A 19,547-nucleotide genomic window follows, 5' to 3' on the forward strand; every position below is an offset into this window, starting at 1 on the left:
CAACGCTAAACGCAGAATAAAGAAAAAAGAGAAGTTGAGCGCGCTCATTTTCTCTTTTTTCTTTATTTGAAGCTAGTTATGTCCCAGCCTCCTTATATTGATCTCAAAATTTACTAACTTTATTATCATTACATATTTAGTGTAGGACAAATAAAGTTGGAAATGTACAAACGGATAGTAACAATGCTTATTTAAATAAATAGAAGTTCCTCTATCCTGTTTCCATATATTTAGGGTAATGAAACATAATACTCATCAAATTTAATTTGATTGGTTCTTTAGGGAAAATTTCTTGCTACAATGTTTGGATTTTTATTTGGGCATTTGGTAGCGATACTAATATCATGTTTTTTGTTGTTATGGTGTTTTAATACTACTTTTAGACTTTAGGAGCATTACTAATCTAGTTATTTTTATTATTGTTTTGTAATATAGCGTTAATAATAGCGTAATAATCTTCCTCTATACTAATAAACGGAATAGGGAATAGTTAGCAAAGGAGATAGAATAATGATAAAACGAATTACTTCAATTTTTTTGACAGCAACGATCTCCATGTCTGCGTTTGTAAATCCTACTAATGCGATGACCGGAGGAACGGAAGGGACCAATCCCTGGATGAACACCAAGCTGTCGGCTGAGGAGCGCACTGAGCTGCTTCTCGATGAGATGACGATAGAACAGAAAATTCAACAAATCGCCATATCGCGCTTCAATGAAAACGACACTGGTGAGACAGTCGTCATCAACAGAGGCGGTAGTAACAAGTACCAGAATGGCGAATTCGCACCACAAGGTACCTTGCCAGGGTGCGAGTGGCAGGACACTGGTCGGCAGATCCGTGGAATTGAGGAACTGGGCATCCCCACAGTCCGCATGACCAATGGTGGTACGGGCGTAAAGGGCGGATCGTGTGGCAATGACCCGGAGGCGACGGGACTACCGTCTACCCCAGCACTGGCCGCGACTTTCGACCGCGAGCTGAACTATGAGGCTGGCCGAATTTTAGGGGAAGAGACTCGTGCCTTCGCGCATCACGTGTTACTCGGGCCGGGCATGAACTTAATACGTCACCCATACGGTGGGCGGAACTATGAATATTTCAGTGAGGATCCGTACTTGACGGGTATCCTGGCGACTGAGCAAGTCAAGGGTATCCAGGCTCAAGGGGTACAGGCACAGCTTAAGCACTTAGCCGGCAACGAGCAAGAAACTGAGCGTTGGACGATGGGTGTCCAAGTTCCTTCAAAGGCCATGAACGAGCTGTACATGTTGCCTTTCGAGATGACTGTCAAGGATGCTGACCCAGCTTCAGTGATGTGTTCATTCCCGGATGTTAACGGGACTTATGCTTGTGATAGCTCTGAATTACTCCAAGATGCCTTACGGGACAACTGGGGATTTGATGGTTACGTTATGAGTGACCGTCGCGCAATTCACGACACGGTTGCTGCTATTAAGGCGGGCACGAATGTCGAGCTTGACTGGGCACCACAGTACTACACTGAGGAGAAAATCCAGGATGCTCTTGATTCAGGTAAGGTAATCGAGGACGATATCGACAATCTTCTTCGTCCGCGCTACATTAAGATGATTGAGTTTGGACATATGGATGAGCCTTACGACAAGTTCCTGCCGGAGATTGTCGATCCGATTGCTAATGGTGCTAGCGCACGTAAGATGGCTGAGGAAGGGGCCGTGCTGTTAAAGAACGAGAACGACTTCCTGCCATTGAACGGCGAGCCGAAGTCTATCGCGTTGATCGGTGTCGAGTGGTTCGCCGGTGGGGCAAAGATGTCCCCACGTTCCATTCGGGACAATAACGAGAACGTCGTGACTCCTTATACGGTCACTCCACAGGAGGGCCTAGAGAACGTCATCGAGGAGCTAGGCTACGACACTGAAGTAACGTACAACGATGGTCGTGACCCAGAGGCTGCCGCTGAGTTGGCTGCTGAGTCCGACGTCGTGCTGCTAATGGTCGGCGACAACCCGCATGAGACTGTGGACCGCGATACCCTTGGCTTCCCAGCTATCGACCTTGACAAACACCCGGAACGAGAGAACTGGGTGGAGCAGGAGCTGCTAATCGATGCGGTTCTAGAGGCCAATGCGGAGAACACCGCTGTTGTCCTGAAGACTTCCGGTACAGTACTTATGCCATGGTTGGATGAGGTACCAGCAGTGCTTGAGGCTTGGTTCCCAGGCATGGAAGATGGCAATGCTGTGGCCAACTTGCTTTATGGTAAAGTTAATCCTTCTGGTAAGCTACCTATGACGTTCGGTGCGACCGAGCGTGAAGCCGCCTTCGCAACTGAGGAGCAGTTCCCTGGAACTCGTCAAGATACTGGCAAGCCAGGTGGCCCAGGAGCGTATGGTGATGGTTCCGACCAATTAATCGCCAAGTACACTGAGGGACTAGAGATGGGCTACCGCTGGTATGAAGCAAATGATGTGAAGCCAGTATTCCCATTCGGGTACGGCCTGTCGTACACGACTTTCGAATATAAAGATCTTAAGGTGAAACAAGTTCGCGGAGGCAATGGCAATAACGGCTCGTTAGCTGGTATTGACGTGTCCTTCAATATCAAGAACACAGGCGATGTTGCTGGTAAAGAAGCGACACAGGTATACTTGACACTGCCGAATGAAGCAGGGCAGCCGACTAAGCGACTTGTTAACTTCGAGAAGGTTGACCTTAAGCCAGGTGAGAGTAAACAGGTGACTGTGCGTATTAACCAGGCTGACTCCAACCACCCGTTCTCTTATTTCATTCCGGAAGAACCGGACAACCTAGCGAATTGGGCTGATGGCGAGTGGGCTACTGTTGATGGGAAATACCGCGTGCATGTCGGTGGTTCCTCGGCAGTCACTCCGTTGGAAAAAGAAATTCCGTTGAACTTCAAACTTAACAAAGACAACGGCAAAGACAATAACAAAGGTAATAAAGGTAACAACAAAGACAATAACAAAGGTAATAAAGGTAACAACAAAGACAATAACAAAGGTAATAAAGGTAACAAAGGTAACAACAAAGGCAATGGCCAAGGCAACAACGATGGCAACAGCCAATGATAATAGCAATGGCAAGGGGAACTTTAATCGGTAGGAACCCCGGCCATGGGATGAGGTCGGCGACCCGTTAGGGGCGTCGGAGCATCCGAAAGCGGTGAGCGCGTGAGCTCACCGTTTTTCTCGTCGCTTCTATGGATGATGAGAGGGACGAAAAGAGTTCAGAAAGGACGTGAGAAGTTTGATGAAGGAATCCGATAAGAATAGCCGACGGGGTTCGGCGCATTCGTGGTGGGTGATCCTTGGCCTGGTGGTCCTTTTGACTGCATGCACTGCCCGGCAATCCGACGGACCGGTCGAAAGAGATGAAGTCGTAGAACCTGCACCTTCTGAGAGAGATGAAGCCATAGAACCTGCGCCGTCCGAGCGCGGCGACTGGCAGTCCCCCGGCTTGGTGGACCGCTCCGGAGCGCCGATCGAGGTGCCGACGCCGGGGCAGGCCACGGGCAGGCGACTTGACGTTACGCACTTTGGGGCAAATCCGGATCCGGACTCAGACGACGACGCAGCGGCCATTCGGGCGGCCTTGGAAGCGGCTGTACCGGGTGACGAAGTCGTACTGCCGGCCGGCACGTACGACCTGCGCTCCACTGACCCGGCCGACGAGTCGGCGAACATCGTGCTGCGCAGCGGCGTGGACCTGCGCGGTGAAGGTCAGGAGAAAACAGTGCTGCTGACCTCCCTGGACGGCGGGGATGACAGCCGGGTAATCCGTGGCTCCGGCGTCCACGACGTCATCGTCGCTGACTTCACTATCACTTCCCGTCATGAGGGCCCACTTGGCGACGACCCCGACGATGGTGACGCGGGTGGCGGGCCGATGTACGGGATCCACCTCGGAGCGCATAAAGGGCAGGCTAGCTCCCAGATCCTGGTGGAGAACCTGGGCATCCGTAGGTTCGAGCGCCACGGCATCTCCGTCAAGGCCAGCCGTGAAGTGACTATATCAGGAAACTACATCAGTGAGGCAACTGCCGTTGGACCTGGTGGACAAGGCTACGGCATCGCTATCGAGGGCTCAAGGGACCAACATGACCCGGATGCCACCAACGATTCCCGGCACAATGTCGTCATCGGAAATACCTTCGATGGCAAGCATCTGCGGCACGCTATTTTGTTGCAATTCCCCACACACAATAATCTCGTGGCGGAAAACATCATCGTCGGCAGTCACCTCGACGCCATTGACCTGCACGGCGAGGGTGAATATCTGAACGATATCCGAGATAACACGGTTATCGGTGGGCAGCGAGCGGGCATTGCGCTGGGCAATTCCGGTGGGGCAAAGAACAAGCACGACGCATCAGGACCTGGAAACTGGGTTCACTCCAACTACCTGATTGGAAACCGTCAGGGGGTCCTCGTCATCCTGGGAACTCCTGACACCCTCATCGAGGACAACTGGATTACTGCCACGGAGGATTCGAAGACCGGCATCGAGGTCCGCAATGCGCCTGGCACGGAGTTGCACGATAACCACATCACTGGAGGGAGTGATGGCTTCTGGGCCATCTGGCTCAATAAGGATAGCGGCACCGACGGACGGGGCAAAGGAATCCCCACAGGCATCAGGATCGATTCCAACGTAATTCGACAGGCAGCCAACGGCATTAAGATTGATGCAGGGGAGGACCTCAGCGTGGTCGAAAACGTCGTCGACGGCATAGACGGAGCCGAGCTGAGGGTAGCTGACGGGATCGAGGTCGCGGGTCAGGGCTCAAACTAAGAGAGTTGGTATTTGATTCCCGTGCTAAAGAAGTGGCTAGTTTGTAATTTTATCCTAGTATTTTATGATTAGAATCTTACGAATTAACATTCTAATTGTAAATAACATGAAAACGCTTGGAGAATATTTCTCTGAGCGTTTTTTCTTCCCATCTTAAACTACTAAACCCGTTAGCATTTCGCACCATTAACCCGTCTTTACCATAAGATAAGAATAATTACTTCTTCTAATAGTTATCGACTATCCAATGAATTTTATTAAAATTATTTGTTAAAAGAATAAGTAGCCGTTTATTTATACTGAAATAGGAAGAAATTTATATGAACAAGCTCGAAATTGTAACTTATTTGTGAAATTATTTTTTCAACTAATGTTTATTTAATTTATCCTTTTTTAAGTCTATGTTAATTGGCTTTTTTTATTTTCCGTATTATAGAATATTCAGCCGTAGTAAGTTCAAAACCTTTTTCTAAAGTGCTTGTAAAGTCGAGTTGTATAAATTATCTAAAACAATTAATCCTTTTAATTGAGAATAGTTATCAATTATTGTATGCTAGATAGTAGCAATACATATAATTGAGCGAGGAGAATATATCATGCAAATATACTGGACTAAAATAAATAAGATTATTGAAGAAACACCTGAGGTTAAAACGTACCTGCTCGACTGTCCGAAAGACTTTACATGGGAAGAAGGTTCCCACACCCACTTCGCATTGCAAGGTTTTAATGCTGGAGATAAACCAAACCGTAGCCTGATTCGCCATATGTCGATTTCCACTTTACCGCACGAAAATTCGATTGGTATTACAACACGTATCAGAGAGCAGTGTTCTGAGTTTAAAACGATTTTAAGAAATCTTGAAGTCGGCGATGAAGTTGCAATATTTAAGACCCATTCGAATGTACCGCTTAAAAGAGAAGAAAAAAACGTTTACCTGCTGTCATCAGGTGTTGGTTTGGCCACTTTCAGACCGCTTGTACTTGATTATTTCGAACGTGCTGACAACGTCAATCAAATTCATTCTTTGAATATCGATTCATCAAAAGATTTCTTGTTCACTAATATTTTTGAATCTGCACCTGACAAGAAGTTCACATCACAGTTCGTCGATAATCGTAAAGACTATTATGAAGAAGTGAAAAATCTTGCTGCAGACAAGGATGGACTCTTCTATGTTGTAGGTAGCGACGAATTCCTCGTGCAGAACATTGAAGTACTGCGTGAGCAGGGCATCAAGCCAGAACAGATTATGCTCGACAAACACGAACAAAAGCTGTCTGAGTTTTTATCGATTGAATTGTCCATTTAAACGAGACAAAATAGTTTCTTAGTAAATACTAAATAGATGATTGATCAGTGGGCGACTGTGGAACAACATATTTTTATAAAAATTGTATAATACTTCATAAAGAATGGCCCGTTTTGATCCATCTTTTTTCAAAATAGGGTCTTTTTATGTAACGTAAAATATGGGTTTTCGAGGTGTTTTTAATCGAACATTATTCCAAAACAACATTGGAATAACAGTTGATCATTTAAAATGAAGTTCGATAAAACCCTTTATTAGAAACTGCACTCCAACTATTAGACATCATCTAACAATTGGAGTGCATTTTTTTGACCCTTAAACTCCAACAGCATTGTTCAATTAAAGTACTCCAATCTTAAATATCAATTCTTTGACACGCAACTAAAAGGTTGCTTATAATAGAAGTATGTGGGACAAAGACGCTATATTCAAGGCACTCAGTGATTCATCTCGACGACTGATGTTAGACGAACTAGCCGAACGCAAGGAAATGACATTATATGAATTAACGGCACGTCTCATTATGAAGCACAACCTTACCATTTCACGACAAGGGATAGCCAAACATCTTTCTCTATTGGAAGATGCAGGGCTTGTAAAATCAAAGCGAAAGGGAAAATATCGAGTACTTATGTTCGACAACGAACCACTAAAAGACTTGCTGAAGGAATGGATAGAATAATTTTAAAAAATAGGATCAAAATATCCCGCAGACGTAAGTAAGGGGTCAAAAAAGTAGATGAAGTCACTGAGTTTGTTATGAATGGATGACATTATAGGAATAGGGTTTCGGGCGAACAACTGGTTTTTGCTTAGAGCCATAGTACCAGACGACGCAAATATCAATGGAGGTAAGAACAATATGAAAATTATAGTTACTAGTATATTTGTACAAGATCAAGACAAGGCATTAAAGTTTTATTCAGAAAAGCTAGGCTTTATAAAAAAGCACGACGTTCCAACCGGAGAATATAGATGGATTGCGCTTGTTTCTCCCGAAGAGCAAGTAGGTACTGAGCTTTTGCTCGAACCCAATAATCATCCAGCAGCCAAAGAGTATCAAAAAAAGCTATTTGAAGAAGGCATACCAGTAACCATGTTTGGTGTTGCAGATATTCATAAAGAATACGAACGATTATTGGAAAACGGCGTGAAGTTTACAATGGAACCGACAAAAATGGGCGAAGTCACAATAGCTGTCTTCGACGATACATGCGGGAACCTTATTCAGATAATACAGCAGTAAACTTTTGACGGCATAGGACTAATTCAAAAAGTATATTTAAGCTTGGCATTTGATTAAAATCATCTATCCTCTATTGCTTTCTTAGAGGATAGATGATTTTTTCATGCACTCAGACTAATAGGACAGATTGTGGAAAGAATACTTAAATTTCTATAAAAAAGTTCGAATAAGATAGGGAATTATTAATATAAGAATTGAACCTACAATAGTTATGGATATAATTTTGATTAAATCTTTTTTTAGAAATTTGTTTAAAATAGCCAAATAAAGAGCTCAATGTGCAAATTAATGTTACAGTTAGAAAGAAAATTTTAAACATGAGTAGGAGAACAAATATGATTGAGGTAAAAACATCGCCATTAAGTGATGGAGAATTCAATAGAGGCGTATTTGCAACATGCGATATTAAAAAAGGGCAACTTTTCCATGAAGCACCTGTCATTTCTTATCCAAACGAAGAACATCAATACATTGAGCAAACGCTACTCGCTGATTATGCTTTTGAATATGGAACAAATAAATCGGCTATCCTTCTTGGGTATGGAATGTTGTTTAATCATTCTTATGAACCTAATGCAAATTATGAGATTAACTTTAAAAATCACACATTTGACTTTTATGCTTTTACAGATATAAAAGCAGGAGATGAAATTCTAATCAATTATAATGGGGACGTTGATGACAAAGATCCACTTTGGTTTAATCAGGAATAATAAACGCCCCCGCTAGAAACATTCACGTTCATTCCAACAACGTGAATGTTCTGATTTCAATGTTTGATTCTCACATAGAGTACAAACACTAAGTAGCACACTAAAAATAGATCTCCTTTTACCTATTAACTGTGTCGCTTTTTTAGCAACAGCTTACTTCCATGAGGACTTTCACTTTTTCTTTGTTGAAAGCCTCCCTTTCTGTACAAAAATTTTGTTATCTCCCAGTTTCGACAGTATAATTACTAATTAAAAAGGGGGAATCTACTTGAAAAATATCACTTCTGAATCCATCTTTTCCACACTTCTTTTGACCATTAAACAAGCTTTTGCAGTAAATAAGAACCCCCTTCCTTGGATGAAGGCTTTTTGCGCAGGTATTTGTGCTGGTTTACCAGTGCTAATCGGTTATTTGTTGGGTAGTTTAGAGTACGGACTTATTGCTGGTCTCGGTGGCTTAACATATCTTTATGTATTTAATATACCTTATGCATTTCGGGCTAAAAAATTATTTTTTGCATTAATGGGGTTATCGATTGTAATGGGACTAGGCACGTTGGTTGCACCTTATCCCTTTGTATCAGCGTTTGTCGTTGCTTTAATCGGAGCTATTGGTACATTCTTGTTTGGGGCTTTACGAATTACAGGTCCGGCAGCAATCTTCTTTGTTTTAGCTTTTTTAATGGGTACAGGAATGCCTGTGGATCCATCATTAGCTCTACTACGTGCAGGACTTGTTTTTCTAGGTGGAGCATTTTCTTGGGTTATTGGTATGATTGGTTGGTTTAATAACCCCCATGGACCAGAGAAAGTGGCAGTAAAGAAAATATACGCCGAACTTGCTGTTTTTATCGAATCGGTGGGAACGGAAGGTTTCGATAGCTCCAAACAAAAAATCGGAACTTCTTTAAAATCAGTAGAAGAACTTCTCTTGTCTGGATRCATTCCTTGGCGAGTTTCGGAAACGTTTAAACGCCTTGTTTTATTGCACGAAGAGGCAAATAATATGTTTCTGTATGTGCTCGAAAATATGGAAAAGCTAGAGAGGAAATTGCCAAGCGAAATTGGAGAGACCCTTCGAACTATTTCCAATACAATTGAAAAGAAAAAGCCAGAAATTATCCCATCACTTGAAGTGCCTAATAACCAGCTTGCCCATTTGTATGAAATAGTAAATGAAGCTAGCATACTTCTATATGAACCGTTGTCCCATATTCAACGAGAGATAAGTATTTCTAAGCCATCTCTTCGTATCGTACTTGGAGGAGCATTTGATAAGAATTCTGTTGTATTTTTGAATACAATTAGATACGGTTCTGTTCTTTTTGTAGCTGCAGTTATTGCACAATCATTTGATTTTAACCGCTCGTATTGGGTAACGTTATCGTGTGCCGCAGTTTTATCAGGGGCTACTATTATGGCGACATTCCATCGGGCGATTCAGCGTTCAATTGGAACAATTATTGGCATTTTAACCGCTACAGCTATTCTCTATTTTCAACCAGAGGGATATGTCATTGCAATCGCTATTTTTCTTTTGACATTTTTAACAGAACTTGCAATTGTTTTGAATTATGGGATAGCAGCTTTATTTATTACTCCGAATGCATTATTGCTTGCGGAAAGTACTGCAAAAATACATGATATCTCCTATTTTGCATCTGCTCGTGTATTGGATGTACTCATCGGATGTGCAATCGGTATAATTGGGACTCTCATTATGAACAGGAAAAGTGCAGCAAGTATGGTTCCCCACACAATGGCAAAAACAATTCGAAGCCAACAACAGTTTTTTCATACACTTTTTTCGAGCGAATCTAGTCTAATAAAACCTGAATATTCAAGAGAGCTAAGCAAAATGCAGACAAACCTTACGAATTTAAAAATTGTCTATACGACTGCTTTAGGAGAAATTCCTAGAGATAAAGGACGGCTGGATCGTCTATATCCTGCGATCCATTCGATTGAACAGCTCGGTTATTTACTAGATACCTCGGCTAAATATAAAGATCGACCTGTACTAACTGATAGCGAACTTTCGCAAATGCTACTCGTATTTGAAACAATGGCAAAATCAGCAGAACAGGAAATAGGATTTTCTAAAAAGTCGATTCCTGCTATAAAAAGATTTAATAAAATACAAGCGGAAGTCCAACGTCTGCAGGATTCACTGCATGCAAGTGGGATGAAGGGTGAATGAAATAGAAAAAGGAGTGCAGGTATAGAAGCCTAGCACTCCTTTTTCTATCTTAGCAAGTCAATCGAATCTAACCTAACCTAACCTCTTAGTCTGCTAATAATTTTACTCAGTTAGTATCTATTATCTCATATTTAATCTCATCAAAAACATTACAATGTTCATCGAATTTGTCCTGCTTTTCCATCTGTTAAATCTTGTTTAATATCTGTTGGCGCTTCCATTTCATTGATAACAAATCCTTTTGCGAAGGTGTTTAAAATACTAATCAGGCGTTTCGTCATTTCGGCAGGGGTTACATCAAAATCTTTTGCAATCCAGTCCATGATTAAACCAGCTGTACCGTAGGCCATATAGCGTTTTTGTGCATGATCATCAACAAAAGGAGCATCATATTGAATTTCGAATTTAACTTTCAATAATTGAAAAATTGCATCAGGTAGTTGGTGGTGAATATGTGGTAATGTATCTTTTAACAGTAATAGCTTAAAGTAATCACGATGATCGTAAATGTAATACAGTAATTCGAAAGAGTCTGATGTTAACTCTGTTACTTTCATCCGATTATCGCTTTTATACTTAGACACGCTGTAATACTGAATGGCTTCGAACATTTCATCCATTAATTCTTTAACAAGATCATCTATATTTTGATAATACACATAAAAAGTTGTTCGATTGTATTGTGCATAATCGACAATGTCTATTACCGTAACAGCGCTGAATCCTTTTTTAAGTACCATTTCAATAAATGCGTTTTTTAAGAAATGCTTTGTACGTAAAGATTGGGTGGAATTGGGTTTCATAAAATATTTCTCCCCTATTAGACAAATTTAATGAAAGTGTTGGTTTCTTCAACATTATAGCAACTTTTACGGATGGTATATAGTAAAGAAGGTGGAGTAAAATATGATTGTAAGTGACGTAGAATCATTAGGGGGTACTGACAATGAGATTTGAAAACAAAGTCGTAATTATTACAGGTGCTGCAGGCGGTATCGGTAAAGAGATTGCTCGTAAGCTTGCTAGTGAGGGGGCAAAGTTAGCACTTGTTGATTTAAATGAGGAAGCAGTGCAATCTGTTGCAGCAGAGCTTCACTTAGGGAAAGATCGTGTCCTTACATTAAAAGCAGATGTTTCAAAAGAAGCAGAAGTAAAAAATTATGTGGATCAAACAATTGCAACATTCGGTCGCATTGATGGATTCGCAAATAATGCTGGGGTTGAAGGACCAGCAAAAATTTTAGAAGAAATTACAGAACAAGATTTCGATTTCGTATATAGCATTAACGTAAAAGGTGCTTTCTACGGTTTAAAATATGTATTACCAATCATGAAACAGCAACAAGCAGGATCAATTGTTAACACCGCTTCAGTAGCAGGATTAATTGGCTCGCCAAATATGATGCTGTATAACTCTTCCAAACATGCATTAATGGGTATGAATAAAGTAGCGGCGTTAGAAGCTGCACCTTATAATGTACGCGTTAACACAGTAAACCCTGGTGTCATCAATACACAAATGATGCGTCAGATTGAATCAAAAGTAGCTCCAGGAGCAGCGGAAGCAGCACAATCAGCATATCAAGAGGCTGTTCCAATGAAACGCTATGGTGAACCACAAGAGGTAGCGAATGTCATTGCATTTTTACTGTCAGATGAAGCTTCTTATGTAAGTTCTTCATCTTACACAATCGATGGGGCATTATATAATATTTAAAAACGGAGGGAAACAACATGAAACGTTTTGATGAAAAAGTAGTAATCGTTACAGGTGCAGGCTCAGGTCTTGGACAAGCAGCTTCCCTTCAATTGGCAGCGGAGGGCGCTAAATTAGTATTAGTGGACTTAAACGAAGCAGGCTTAAAAGAAACAGAAGAAAAAGTGTTAGCCATTGCTTCACAAACTGAAACGTTATTAATAACGGCAAACGTAGCGGATGAAGATGCTGTAAAAGGCTTTGTAGATGCAACGGTTGAAAAGTTCGGCAAAATTGACGGCTTCTTTAACAATGCAGGAATCGAAGGAAAACAAGACTTAACAGAAGACTTCGGCATCGAAGAGTTCCAAAAAGTTGTTTCCATTAACTTGAATGGTGTTTTCTACGGCATGAAATATGTATTAAAAGTAATGAAAGAACAAGGCTCTGGTTCAATTGTGAATACTGCGTCTGTTGGGGGTATTCGCGGGGTTGGTAATCAATCTGGTTACGCGGCATCTAAACACGGTGTTGTAGGGCTAACACGTAACTCTGCGATTGAATATGGGCAATTCGGCGTGTCGATTAAAGCAATCGCGCCAGGTGCAATTATGACACCAATGGTAGAGGGCTCATTACGTCAAATGGGTGGCGATAATTGGGAAGAGATAGGAAAAGAGTTTGTACAACCAAACCCAATGCGTCGCTTCGGTAAACCAGAAGAGGTTGGTTACTTAGTTGCCTTCCTACTTTCCGATCAAGCAGATTTCATTAATGGTGTAGTTGTGCCAATCGATGGCGGCCAATCTTATAAATATTAATTATTGTCGATTTATTCGATGAATCGTTAAGTTCACAAAAGGTATTGGGAAACCAATACCTTTTGTGTGTGCTCTGAATTGTTTGCGTGCCTGGCACCATAAAAGGCATATATACTAATTATGCAATTTCCCTGTTTTGAAGAAATAAGTTATCAGTGTTATCCGAAGAGTTGTTTCGACAACTCTTATTTTTTCTAAACCATAAGATATATGTTAACCTTTCCATGTTAATTGGAAAGGTTTTTTGTTTCAATTTTCCTTTTAGTCAGTCTAAAGTCTCAGGTGAAATTCAACTTAAAGACCGATAAGTAAAATGGAGTGCAATTGTATAGTTACATAATAGAAGACTTTATAAGTGAAAGGGGGAATCATTTTAGGAGTAGTTGGTTTTAGATTTTTTGTTTTTACAGGTATTTTATCTTGAAACAGAGGTGACTTATGAATTATAGAATTATCCGTAATGACCTATTAAAAAGCAAAGCAGTCAGTTTTACAACAATGGTATTTGTTGCTGTTTCAGCTATGCTTGTTTCGCTTGCGGCAATACTCGTCGTCAATCTTTCGGGCGCAGTCGATAACCTGATGACACAAGCGAAAACTCCACATTTTATGCAGATGCATTCGGGTGAAATGGATACAGCACGGCTTACATCTTTTGCGGAGCAACATAGCAATGTCGATGAATTTCAGGTAGTTGAATTTCTAGGCATAGACAGTGCGCAAATTATTCTTGGCGATAAATCGCTTGCCAATAGTGTCCAGGACAATGGTCTCAGCGTACAGAACGAAAAATTCGATTACCTTCTTGATCTTGATGGTAACATCCTCAACGTATCTGACGGTGAACTGTATGTTCCAGTAAGCTATATGAAGGACAACACGACAAAGGTCGGTGACAAGGCCGTCATAAGCGGGAAGGAATTTACCGTTGCGGGATTTCTCCGTGATTCAACGATGAATTCCTCACTCTCTGCATCTAAGCGATTTCTTGTAAGTAGCCATGATTACGCGGACATGAAAAACCTTGGAAGTACGGAGTATTTGATTGAGTTCAGATTAAAGGATTTCTCGGAGCTCGGGGCATTTGAAACTGCTTATGCGACAGCAGGACTTGAAGCGAACGGGCCAACAGTTACCTATACACTTTTCAAAATGATGAACGCGATTTCGGACGGAATGATGATTGCAGTTATCCTTCTTGTAAGCGTACTTGTCGTTGCAATCGCGTTTATGAGTATACGTTTTACGCTTCTTGCGAAAATAGAAGACGATTACCGTGAAATTGGCGTGATGAAAGCAATAGGGCTCCGTCTTTCCGACATAAAGAAGATTTATCTTTCGAAATACATGGCAATTGCCGCTACAGGTAGTATTCTTGGGTATATTCTTTCGCTTGTATTTCAAGGTATGCTTCTTGAAAATATTCGGCTTTTTATGGGGGAGAGCGAAAATTCCACTTTTGCTTCTGTCTTAGGAATCATCGGCATCCTGCTTGTATTTCTTGCAATTATTGCTTATGTAAACTTCGTTTTGAAACGCTTTCGGAAAATATCCGCCGCAGAAGCAATACGCTTTGGTACTTCTCAGGAAAAAACTACGGGTGTAAAGCATTTTTCCCTGAGTAGAAATAGGTTCTTTAACACGAATATTTTTCTCGGTATCAAAGATGTTCTCACAAGGAAAAAGCTGTACAGTACTATCTTAGCGGTGCTGGTGATTTCGGCATTTATCCTAATTGTTCCACAGAATCTATACAACACGATTTCCTCCAAAAGCTTCATCAATTATATGGGGATTGGAAACTATGACTTGCGTATACAGACGAGCAATACCGCTGAAAAGGAAGTTGCTGATATTTTAAAAACGATAGACAGTGACAGGTCCATTTCAAAATATGCCCTTCTTACAACAAAAACATTTAAAGTAAAATCGAAAGACGGATCAGAGGAAAATATTAAAATTGAACTCGGCGACCATTCGGCATTTCCTATACAATATTCCGAAGGCAGAGCACCTGTCGGTAATGATGAAATTGCACTTTCAGCTATTAACGCAAGTGAGATGAGCAAAAAGGTTGGCGATGTCATTACGCTAGTGATGGAGGGGCAGGAGAAAGACCTCATGGTAAGTGGAATATATTCCGATATTACTAACGGCGGTAAAACTGCAAAAGCTGTTTTTACCGACCATTCGGCGGACATTATTTGGAGCATTGTTAGTGTTGGGATTTCGGATAAATCGCTTGTAGAAACAAAAGTTTCGGAATATACGGACAGTTTTGACTTTGCAAAGGTGTCCGACATAGATGAATTTGTTTCGCAGACGCTTGGCTCTACAATAAGTTCTGTTGAAATGGCATCCTATGCTGCCGTTGCCATTGCATTGATTATTACAATACTTGTTACACTGTTATTTATGAAAATGCTTGTTGCAAAGGATAGGCATTCCATTGCTGTCATGAAGTCGTTTGGTTTTACAAACTCAGACATTAAGATGCAATATATATCGCGGTCCATATTCGTATTAATAGTAGGCATTGTTGTCGGTACGCTTCTGGCAAACACACTCGGAGAGATGCTTGCGGGTCTGATGATTTCCTCGTTTGGAGCGTCGACATTTAATTTTACGGTCAATCCGCTTTCAGCATACCTGCTTAGTCCACTATTAATGGGATGTGCAGTACTTATTGCAACAATAATTGGTACATCAAATGCTGGAAAAATAAAAATATCCGAACATATAAAGGAGTAGAGTATGAACAAGATTATTATCGGTGATCATATCGTAAAATCTTTCGGCCAGGGCGATGAAAAGCATAATGTTCTAAGCGAAGTGACTGTTGAAATAAGAGAGGGCGAGTTCGTTGCAGTTATGGGACCATCAGGCTCGGGAAAATCAACGCTAATGTTTGCGCTGAGTGGAATGGATAGTGTTGATGGTGGAAACGTCTTTTTTGACGACAGAAATTTATCGACGGTAGGAGAGAAGGAGCTTTCAGATATACGTAGAACAAAAATGGGATTTGTTTTTCAACAGCCGACCATGCTCAAAAACTTGAATATCCTCGACAACATCATTCTTCCATCTATGCGTGACAACAGAAAAAACGTTGACAACATTTCGGAAAAGGCAAGAGTGCTTATGAAAAGGGTAGGTATTGAAGCGCTTGAAAATCGCGATATTACACAGGTTTCGGGAGGTCAGCTTCAGCGTGCAGGAATATGCCGCGCACTTATGAACAACCCGAAAATCATATTCGGCGATGAGCCTACGGGAGCACTAAACTCAAAATCTGCACAGGAGATAATGGACATATTTTCCGAAATCAACGCAAACGGTACAGCAATTATGCTTGTCACGCACGATGCGAAGGTTGCGGCGCGGACGGAGCGGGTTCTGTTTATGCGTGACGGAAAAATAGTGAGAGAGTTGAAGCTTCCGAAGTTTGTTGGGAAGGATATTGATGGAAGAGTTGAAAAGGTTACCTTGAAAATGCGGGAAATAGGAATCTGAATGTTGAGTATCAGGAACCCAAAACGAGACATGTATTTTTGTATGATGTCTCGTTTTTTTACGTTATAATATCCGTGAAGTGATTGAAAAGAAACGAACAACTTTGTCTTATAAAAAAATCAGGAGGAATAACTATGACTAAAACAGTCCAAAAAATCGTTCCGCATTTATGGTATGACAAAGAAGCAAAAGAAGCAGCAGAATTTTACACTTCTATATTTCCACATTCCAAAGTTACAGATATAACAACATTGCGTGATACACCATCTGGTGACTGTGATCAAGTCTCTTTTGAAATTTGGGGACAGAAGTTTATGGCAATCGATGGTGGTCCATTTTTTAAGATCAATCCGTCCATTTCCTTCATGGTTAATTTTGATCCGTCGAGGGAAAAAGATGCAGTAGAGAAAATAAGTGAGGTTTGGAACCAATTGTCCGAAGGTGGTACAGTGTTGATGCCATTCGGTCAGTATCCATTTAGTGAAAAGTATGGTTGGATTCAAGATAAGTATGGACTGTCATGGCAGTTAATACTGACGAACCCAGAAGGTGAAGAGCGACCTTCGATAGTGCCGTCCCTTTTGTTTGTCGGCGAAAAATGTGGGAAAACGGAAGAGGCGATTCATTTTTATACGTCCGTTTTGAAGGATGCAAAGCAGGGCAGTCTCGTACGTTACCCTAAAGGAATGGAACCTGACAAAGAAGGGACCGTTATGTTTGCTGATATGATGCTTGAAAATCATTGGTTTGTTGCAATGGACAGTGCGCATGAACATAAATTCAGTTTCAACGAAGCCATCTCATTTATGGTGTATTGCGACACACAAGAAGAGATGGATTACTATTGGGAAAAGCTTTCTTTCGTCCCTGAATCGGAGCAATGTGGCTGGCTGAAAGATCAGTATGGCTTGTCTTGGCAAATCGTACCGAGCGTAATGGACGAAATGATGCAAAATGGTACACCGGAGCAGATTGACCGTGTAATGCAAGTGCTTCTAAAAATGAAAAAATTAAATCTGGCCGAATTACAGCAAGCATACAAGGGAAAATAAAGGTTTAGATTAATAAAAGGATGATGCTTCGAAAGTGAGCATCATCCTTTTTTTATGCGCCGGTACTATAATTGATTATTTTTATTTTAAAAATGTATCGAACATTCATTCATAAAATTTTTTATTCTCTTCAAATTGCGGATAATAGGTGGATTGGTCACTGATACTGTTATCCCCTTTAATATGCGCCGTCCAGGTAGGAGAAAAAAATGCTTTTACTAGGGATATTAAGTTTGTTCTTTACATTGGGGCACTAATGCCATCTAGGACACTGAAAAATGTTGGAATGGCGAAATTATTCTTTTATATAAAGATAATTTTCCTTGACGTTAATACAAGTGATATATATAATTCAAAGCGTAATCATTACGATTTATGGAAAGGGAGAGTTTTTATGAAAATTTCTTTTACAAAAGGGTTAGGCCTATTAACTATTAGTATTTTACTAGTATTAGCAGGGTGTCAGGATTCAGGTTCATCCGAAGCCGAGTCTAATGAAACAACAGCACCTTCGTCAGTTGCAGAAGGTTCATCCAAAACGCAAGAGCAGACATCTGAAAGTGAACATGATCACAGTCATGTAAGTAATGAAGAAACAAAAAAAAACTATGATGGCTATTTTGAAGACAGTCAAGTGGAAGATCGTTCACTCTCCGACTGGGAGGGGGACTGGCAATCTGTATATCCATACCTACAAGATGGTACGCTTGACGAAGTATTTGCTCATAAAGCAGAACATAAAGGTGATATGACAGCAGAAGCATACAAAGAATATTATAATATAGGTTATAAAACAGACGTTGAGCGTATCGTGATTAAAGGTGATATTGTAACGTTTTTCAAAAATGGAGAAGAATACAGCGGTGAGTATCACCATGACGGGTACGAAATTCTAACGTATGATGCGGGGAATAGAGGAGTAAGATACATATTTAAACTAGCTGAAGAAAAGGAAGGACTTCCACGGTATATTCAATTTAGTGATCATATTATCTTTCCAACCGAATCTGATCATTACCACCTATATTGGGGGGAAGACCGTGAGGCTTTATTAAAGGAAGTTACGAAATGGCCTACCTACTACCCGTCAGAATTGGGTGGACATGATATTGCCCATGAGATGATAGCTCATTAATCATTAATCATTAATCATTAAACAATAAAATATTATTGTAAATCGATAAATAATGTGTTAAATTAAAAAGGACAATAATAAGTGAGGTGTCTTTTTTGAAACGAGGAACAACATTATTTTTAAAGTTAGCGCTTATTGTTATGGGAATGCCGGTTCTGGCTTTGTGTATCTTTTTAGTGCCGGAGATAGCAAGTTTTGTTACAGAATTGTATCCGGATCACGTGTATTTAAAATATCTCGTATATGTCGATTTGTATGCTGCAGCAATACCTTTTTATTTTGCTTTGTATCAATCTTTTAAACTGTTAGATTATATTGATAAGAATAAAGCCTTCTCGGAATTATCTATAACAGCTTTAAAGAAGATAAAATACAGTGCAATCACAATAAGTATTTTGTTTGTACTAGGCATGCCACTTTTCTATATGATTGCAGAGATGGACGATGCCCCGGGTATTATCCTAATTGGAATGGTTCTGATTTTTGCTACTCTAGTGATAGCAGTCTTTGCGGCAGTTCTTCAAAAGCTACTGAAAAATGCCATAGATATAAAATCTGAAAATGATTTAACGGTCTGAGGTGAGGATATGGCGATTATTATTAATATTGATGTGATGTTAGCAAAACGAAAAATGAGCGTTACGGAGCTTTCGGAGCGGGTCGGAATTACGATGGCCAACCTTTCCATTTTAAAAAATGGCAAAGCAAAAGCGGTGCGTTTTTCAACATTAGAAGCGATATGCAAAGCTTTGGATTGTCAGCCGGGGGACATTTTGGAATACAAAAGCGACGAAGATGTTCAAGCATAATAGGTAACAAAGCTGGGTATTTAAACAATGATGATACCTAAATTAAAAACACGTTGAAATTGGAAAACAGGTATTAAATACTTAAAGCCAACTTCAAGGTGTTTTTCTGTTGGCTACATACCATTTAAGAATCGACTTGGTGCAAATGATTTATAAAATTTGAATATTGCAATTTTGTTCCTGTGTTGGTAGAATAAATTTCAAATGAATAACTACGCGTTGAAAAGGAAGAGTAAGTAAGTAGATTTTCA

16 protein-coding genes and 1 other annotated feature (1 of these 17 only partly in view) are annotated in these 19,547 nt (G+C 40.7%); of the genes, 15 read left to right on the forward strand and 1 reads right to left on the reverse strand.

Annotation, left to right across the window (positions count from 1 at the left end):
* The first annotated feature begins 510 nt into the window (after positions 1 to 510).
* The 7 genes from AC1DFT_RS15860 (at position 511) to AC1DFT_RS15890 (ending at position 10,270) form a co-directional block, all read left to right on the forward strand.
* On the forward strand, positions 511 to 3,075 hold the full coding sequence (locus AC1DFT_RS15860) for a beta-glucosidase (RefSeq protein ID WP_478159777.1): 2,565 nt from the start codon (positions 511 to 513) through the stop codon (positions 3,073 to 3,075).
* 181 nt (positions 3,076 to 3,256) lie between these two features.
* Complete coding sequence (locus tag AC1DFT_RS15865; RefSeq protein ID WP_478159902.1) at positions 3,257 to 4,798, forward strand: right-handed parallel beta-helix repeat-containing protein; 1,542 nt, start codon at positions 3,257 to 3,259, stop codon at positions 4,796 to 4,798.
* A 596-nt stretch (positions 4,799 to 5,394) separates the two neighbouring features.
* A complete protein-coding gene (locus AC1DFT_RS15870) occupies positions 5,395 to 6,111 on the forward strand; it encodes a dihydropteridine reductase (RefSeq protein WP_478159779.1) in 717 nt (238 codons plus the stop codon).
* Between the two features lie 406 nt (positions 6,112 to 6,517).
* Positions 6,518 to 6,793, forward strand: a complete 276-nt coding sequence (locus tag AC1DFT_RS15875; protein ID WP_478159781.1) for an ArsR/SmtB family transcription factor — start codon at positions 6,518 to 6,520, stop codon at positions 6,791 to 6,793.
* Between the two features lie 180 nt (positions 6,794 to 6,973).
* The gene (locus AC1DFT_RS15880; protein WP_478159783.1) at positions 6,974 to 7,357 is read left to right on the forward strand and encodes a VOC family protein; all 384 of its coding nucleotides are present in this window, start codon (positions 6,974 to 6,976) and stop codon (positions 7,355 to 7,357) included.
* 335 nt (positions 7,358 to 7,692) lie between these two features.
* Positions 7,693 to 8,070 carry an SET domain-containing protein gene (locus AC1DFT_RS15885; protein ID WP_478159785.1) on the forward strand — a complete coding sequence of 126 codons (378 nt, stop codon included), beginning with the start codon at positions 7,693 to 7,695 and terminating at the stop codon, positions 8,068 to 8,070.
* Positions 8,071 to 8,338: 268 nt separating this feature from the next.
* A complete protein-coding gene (locus tag AC1DFT_RS15890; protein WP_478159787.1) occupies positions 8,339 to 10,270 on the forward strand; it encodes an FUSC family protein in 1,932 nt (643 codons plus the stop codon).
* Positions 10,271 to 10,428: 158 nt separating this feature from the next.
* On the opposite strand, the gene AC1DFT_RS15895 is transcribed toward AC1DFT_RS15890, so the two are convergent.
* Positions 10,429 to 11,073 carry a TetR/AcrR family transcriptional regulator gene (locus AC1DFT_RS15895; RefSeq protein WP_478159789.1) on the reverse strand — a complete coding sequence of 215 codons (645 nt, stop codon included), beginning with the start codon at positions 11,071 to 11,073 and terminating at the stop codon, positions 10,429 to 10,431.
* Between the two features lie 143 nt (positions 11,074 to 11,216).
* On the opposite strand from AC1DFT_RS15895, the gene AC1DFT_RS15900 reads away from it, so the two are divergent.
* The 8 genes from AC1DFT_RS15900 to AC1DFT_RS15935 all read left to right on the forward strand — a co-directional run bounded on the left by AC1DFT_RS15900 (position 11,217) and on the right by AC1DFT_RS15935 (position 19,296).
* A complete protein-coding gene (locus tag AC1DFT_RS15900; protein ID WP_478159791.1) occupies positions 11,217 to 11,987 on the forward strand; it encodes an SDR family NAD(P)-dependent oxidoreductase in 771 nt (256 codons plus the stop codon).
* Positions 11,988 to 12,004: 17 nt separating this feature from the next.
* Positions 12,005 to 12,787 carry a glucose 1-dehydrogenase gene (locus AC1DFT_RS15905; RefSeq protein WP_478159793.1) on the forward strand — a complete coding sequence of 261 codons (783 nt, stop codon included), beginning with the start codon at positions 12,005 to 12,007 and terminating at the stop codon, positions 12,785 to 12,787.
* Positions 12,788 to 13,225: 438 nt separating this feature from the next.
* Entirely contained in the window at positions 13,226 to 15,538 is a 2,313-nt protein-coding gene (locus AC1DFT_RS15910; protein WP_478159795.1) for an ABC transporter permease, read from the forward strand.
* Positions 15,539 to 15,541: 3 nt separating this feature from the next.
* Positions 15,542 to 16,300 carry an ABC transporter ATP-binding protein gene (locus AC1DFT_RS15915; RefSeq protein WP_478159797.1) on the forward strand — a complete coding sequence of 253 codons (759 nt, stop codon included), beginning with the start codon at positions 15,542 to 15,544 and terminating at the stop codon, positions 16,298 to 16,300.
* Between the two features lie 134 nt (positions 16,301 to 16,434).
* Positions 16,435 to 17,352, forward strand: a complete 918-nt coding sequence (locus AC1DFT_RS15920) for a VOC family protein (protein ID WP_478159799.1) — start codon at positions 16,435 to 16,437, stop codon at positions 17,350 to 17,352.
* A 394-nt stretch (positions 17,353 to 17,746) separates the two neighbouring features.
* Positions 17,747 to 18,487, forward strand: a complete 741-nt coding sequence (locus AC1DFT_RS15925) for a ZinT family metal-binding protein (protein WP_478159801.1) — start codon at positions 17,747 to 17,749, stop codon at positions 18,485 to 18,487.
* A 95-nt stretch (positions 18,488 to 18,582) separates the two neighbouring features.
* Positions 18,583 to 19,065: a DUF2975 domain-containing protein gene (locus tag AC1DFT_RS15930; RefSeq protein ID WP_478159803.1), complete on the forward strand. Its 483-nt coding sequence runs from the start codon at positions 18,583 to 18,585 to the stop codon at positions 19,063 to 19,065.
* Between the two features lie 9 nt (positions 19,066 to 19,074).
* Positions 19,075 to 19,296, forward strand: a complete 222-nt coding sequence (locus AC1DFT_RS15935; RefSeq protein ID WP_478159805.1) for a helix-turn-helix domain-containing protein — start codon at positions 19,075 to 19,077, stop codon at positions 19,294 to 19,296.
* Positions 19,297 to 19,506: 210 nt separating this feature from the next.
* Positions 19,507 to 19,547, forward strand: a binding site (T-box leader) (it continues 199 nt past the right edge of the window).

It is taken from the genome of Psychrobacillus sp. 05T411 (assembly GCF_056396485.1).

Coding starts and splice junctions, on each gene's coding strand:
- AC1DFT_RS15860 (WP_478159777.1), top strand. CDS start 511: ATGATAAAACGAATTACTTCAATTTTTTTGACAGCAACGATCTCCATG.
- AC1DFT_RS15865 (WP_478159902.1), top strand. CDS start 3,257: ATGAAGGAATCCGATAAGAATAGCCGACGGGGTTCGGCGCATTCGTGG.
- AC1DFT_RS15870 (WP_478159779.1), top strand. CDS start 5,395: ATGCAAATATACTGGACTAAAATAAATAAGATTATTGAAGAAACACCT.
- AC1DFT_RS15875 (WP_478159781.1), top strand. CDS start 6,518: ATGTGGGACAAAGACGCTATATTCAAGGCACTCAGTGATTCATCTCGA.
- AC1DFT_RS15880 (WP_478159783.1), top strand. CDS start 6,974: ATGAAAATTATAGTTACTAGTATATTTGTACAAGATCAAGACAAGGCA.
- AC1DFT_RS15885 (WP_478159785.1), top strand. CDS start 7,693: ATGATTGAGGTAAAAACATCGCCATTAAGTGATGGAGAATTCAATAGA.
- AC1DFT_RS15895 (WP_478159789.1), bottom strand. CDS start 11,073: ATGAAACCCAATTCCACCCAATCTTTACGTACAAAGCATTTCTTAAAA.
- AC1DFT_RS15900 (WP_478159791.1), top strand. CDS start 11,217: ATGAGATTTGAAAACAAAGTCGTAATTATTACAGGTGCTGCAGGCGGT.
- AC1DFT_RS15905 (WP_478159793.1), top strand. CDS start 12,005: ATGAAACGTTTTGATGAAAAAGTAGTAATCGTTACAGGTGCAGGCTCA.
- AC1DFT_RS15910 (WP_478159795.1), top strand. CDS start 13,226: ATGAATTATAGAATTATCCGTAATGACCTATTAAAAAGCAAAGCAGTC.
- AC1DFT_RS15915 (WP_478159797.1), top strand. CDS start 15,542: ATGAACAAGATTATTATCGGTGATCATATCGTAAAATCTTTCGGCCAG.
- AC1DFT_RS15920 (WP_478159799.1), top strand. CDS start 16,435: ATGACTAAAACAGTCCAAAAAATCGTTCCGCATTTATGGTATGACAAA.
- AC1DFT_RS15925 (WP_478159801.1), top strand. CDS start 17,747: ATGAAAATTTCTTTTACAAAAGGGTTAGGCCTATTAACTATTAGTATT.
- AC1DFT_RS15935 (WP_478159805.1), top strand. CDS start 19,075: ATGGCGATTATTATTAATATTGATGTGATGTTAGCAAAACGAAAAATG.